The 2962-nt window shown below is 65.6% G+C and carries 5 protein-coding genes; 1 reads left to right on the top strand and 4 read right to left on the bottom strand.

Annotated features, from left to right (window positions below; all coding sequences use genetic code 11):
• Positions 1-332: VOC family protein (locus AC1D1S_RS20430; RefSeq protein WP_476995362.1), on the bottom strand; the 332-nt coding region annotated here is incomplete at its 3' end.
• Between the two features lie 254 nt (positions 333-586).
• Between AC1D1S_RS20430 and AC1D1S_RS20425 the strand changes: the two genes are divergently transcribed.
• Positions 587-724, top strand: a complete 138-nt coding sequence (locus tag AC1D1S_RS20425) for a hypothetical protein (RefSeq protein WP_243177336.1) — start codon at positions 587-589, stop codon at positions 722-724.
• Positions 725-1251: 527 nt separating this feature from the next.
• Here the strand turns inward: AC1D1S_RS20425 and AC1D1S_RS20420 are convergent.
• The 3 genes from AC1D1S_RS20420 to AC1D1S_RS20410 form a co-directional block, all read right to left on the bottom strand.
• Positions 1252-1752 carry a DinB family protein gene (locus AC1D1S_RS20420; RefSeq protein WP_243177337.1) on the bottom strand — a complete coding sequence of 167 codons (501 nt, stop codon included), beginning with the start codon at positions 1750-1752 and terminating at the stop codon, positions 1252-1254.
• Between the two features lie 67 nt (positions 1753-1819).
• The gene (locus tag AC1D1S_RS20415) at positions 1820-2467 is read right to left on the bottom strand and encodes an MBL fold metallo-hydrolase (protein ID WP_476995361.1); all 648 of its coding nucleotides are present in this window, start codon (positions 2465-2467) and stop codon (positions 1820-1822) included.
• An 11-nt stretch (positions 2468-2478) separates the two neighbouring features.
• Positions 2479-2962: zinc-binding dehydrogenase (locus tag AC1D1S_RS20410; protein WP_476995360.1), on the bottom strand; the 484-nt coding region annotated here is incomplete at its 5' end.

Raw genomic sequence — 2962 nt, 5'->3', positions numbered from 1 at the left:
GCAATACGGTTAACCGGGCCGGCACCAAACGGCCCCAGGCGCATGCCCCCCGCCCGCTCGGCACGAGCCAAGGCTTCCCCGACGTTTTCGACACGCACGTGGGTGAACCACCCCGGCGGCGATAGCGGCGGCGCCTGTCCGATTCCGGCAACCAGCCGACCGCGGAGGCGCGCAGCGTAATAGTCGCCGTCGAAACCGGACGGCATCGGCGTCGGGTCGTCGAAAGTCCACCCGAAGAGCGGACCGTAGAAGTCCTTGGCCGTCTGGGGGTCGGGCTGCCAGGTGTCGACCCAGCACGGAGCACCGACTGAGGAGGTATCCCGCGCTGTCATTGAAACCCTTTCTCCGGGGCCCATTATTCCGCGAACATTGTTTCCCAGGACCGCGGAGTGGATCAAGACCCATCTGCGATTCCGGCGAGGCAAACTGCCGAACCTCCATGACCGAGCGGAAAACACCGTCGCTCGGGAAACCTGGCACCTGTGCGGTAGGCTCGCCAACATATTTCTGGCCAATTGGGGAACCATGAATAGAGGAATGAAAACTCGCCAGGCTGAACGATCCGAATGACTTCTGCTACCGAACGATGGGACCGTGGAACAGCACCCGGTCCTCGGACGAGGAAGTCCGGAGCATGATGTCCGTTGAGCGAATGGTGAGGGCCGGCAAGACCGTTCAGGAGATCCAGCGCTACTACCCGGAATACGCCCCGTCCACGAAATGACGGCCAGCGCACCGGCCGGTTGACCTCATCCGCATCCCACATCTTTCCGGACGGTGGTCCTTACAAACACCGGGGCCTGGAGACGGTGAGCCGGACCACGGGATATCGGCCGGAATAACAGCATATCAATTGTTACTCGCTTTTCCTTTTGCAAGGCAAATGCAATTGCTATTCTGAATTTGGTCAGGCAGAGGCTGCAATCTTCGTTGCGGGAGTTCCTATCTCATGGCCACCAGAGTCGTTGTCCCCGGCAGTGCCGTAGTCCAGTTCACGGCGTTGGCCTTTAGATCGGGCACGACTTCCGGCTGGCCTGCTTCCTTGCGCGCCCCCGCTGTGGTGTCTGAGCTGATCGGGGCGCGATTACGCGGCCGGCACGCGGGACCAGAGCCTGAACCCGGGCTTCCCTAGACCAGCGCGGATGCGGCCCTGTGAAAACCAATCGGGGGTGGCCGCATCCGCGCTCACCAGCACCCATTGTTCAATGCCGCTCTTTTGGTTCAGAACATTGACCCGGGAGGCCGGTGCCGTCAGGTGCGCGCAGCGAGGATCTGCTCGCGCAGAATGTCCGCGTGGCCGCAGTGCTGGGCGAGTTCCCTGAGCATGTGCAGGTAGACCCACCGCAGCGGCAGCGGGCCGCGCCGGTTGCCTCTGACAAGGTCGTCAAGGCCGAGCGAAGCGGCCCGACGCCGTGAGTCCCCRCAGGCCTGGAGGTAGGCGGCCTGGAGGTCCGCGATGGTGTCGTCATCCGCCAGGATGAACGATTCGTCGGGGGTGGCCGGAATGCCGATCTCCGCCCGGGGCCGGCACGTGATGGCCTCGTCAAACCAGACCTTCTCCACGAAGGCGGCGTGCTTCACCAGCCCGAGGAGGGTGGTCCGCGACGGCACCAGCGAGGCCCGGGCCTCTTCTTCGGTGAGCCCGTCCAGGCAGGCGTGCAGGTCCGCGCGATGCTCATCGAGGAATGCATCGAACTGGGTACGCAGGTCCGCGGCCAGTGTTGCCGGATCCATGCTGGTGCGAGAGCTCATGGCCCCACATCCTATGGCTGAAAGGCCCGGTCCGGAAGCGGTGGGCCGGGCCTTTCCGCGGACGCGGTCAGTGGCCGCGGGCGATCCATTCCTCAAGGTGCGGTGCTTCGGCGCCGATCGTTGTGGGATCCCCGTGGCCGGTCCGGACCGTCGTGTCGGCCGGGAGCGGCAGGAGCCGGGTCCGGATGGACTCGATGATGGTCGGGAAGTCGCTGAAGGAACGGCCCGTCGCCCCGGGGCCACCCTGGAACAGCGTGTCCCCGCTGAACACTGTTTTTTCGCTGAGCACGGTGCCTTCGCTTTCGAGAAGGAAGCACACGGACCCGGGCGAGTGGCCGGGGGTGTGCAGTGCCACGAGCCTTGCCCCTGCGACGTCGAATGTGTCGCCGTCGGCAATGGCGTGGTCCGGCTCGGTGCCGGGGAACACCCGCTCCCACAGCATCCAGTCGGCCCGGTGCAGGTACACGGGCGCGTTCACGAGCATCCGGAGGGCTCCGACTGCGCCGAGGTGGTCATCGTGGCCGTGCGTGAGCAGGATTGCCGTGACCTTCCTGCCCGAGACGGCCGCGGCCACGGCAGCGGGATCGTGGGCCGGATCGATGATGACGCATTCGGCGTCGTCCCCGAGGATCCAGACGTTGTTCTCAACATCCCAGGTGCCCCCATCGAGGGAAAACGTCCCGGAGGTCACCAGCCGGTCGATCCGGATGCTCATGGGGCCGGCGTTCACAGTTCCACCACCGAGCGCAGCACAGCGCCGGCGTGCATCTTCGTGAAGGCTTCCTCGATCTGGTCGATCGTGATCCGCTCCGTCACGAAGGCGTCCAGGTCCAGCTTGCCCTGCCGGTAGAGGCTGATGAGCGTGGGGAAGTCACGCGAAGGCAGGCAGTCGCCGTACCAGGAGGACTTCAGCGAGCCGCCGCGGCCGAACACATCCAGCAGCGGCAGTTCCAGGGTCATCTCCGGGCTCGGCACACCCACCAGGACCACCGTGCCGGCGAGGTCCCGGGCGTAGAAGGCCTGCTTGTATGTTTCCGGGCGGCCGACGGCGTCGATCACCACATCGGCGCCGAAACCGCCGGTCAGTTCGCGGATCGCTTCGACGGGGTCGACGGCGGAGGAGTCCACCGTGTGGGTGGCGCCGAGCTCCGTGGCGCGCTGGAGCTTTTTGGCGTCGATGTCGACGGCGATCACGGTGGTGGCGCCGGCG

The organism is Arthrobacter sp. P1_A5 (genome assembly GCF_056406825.1).
The sequence above is the reverse complement of the archived record's forward strand: the minus strand, read 5'-3'. Positions and strand labels throughout refer to the sequence as shown.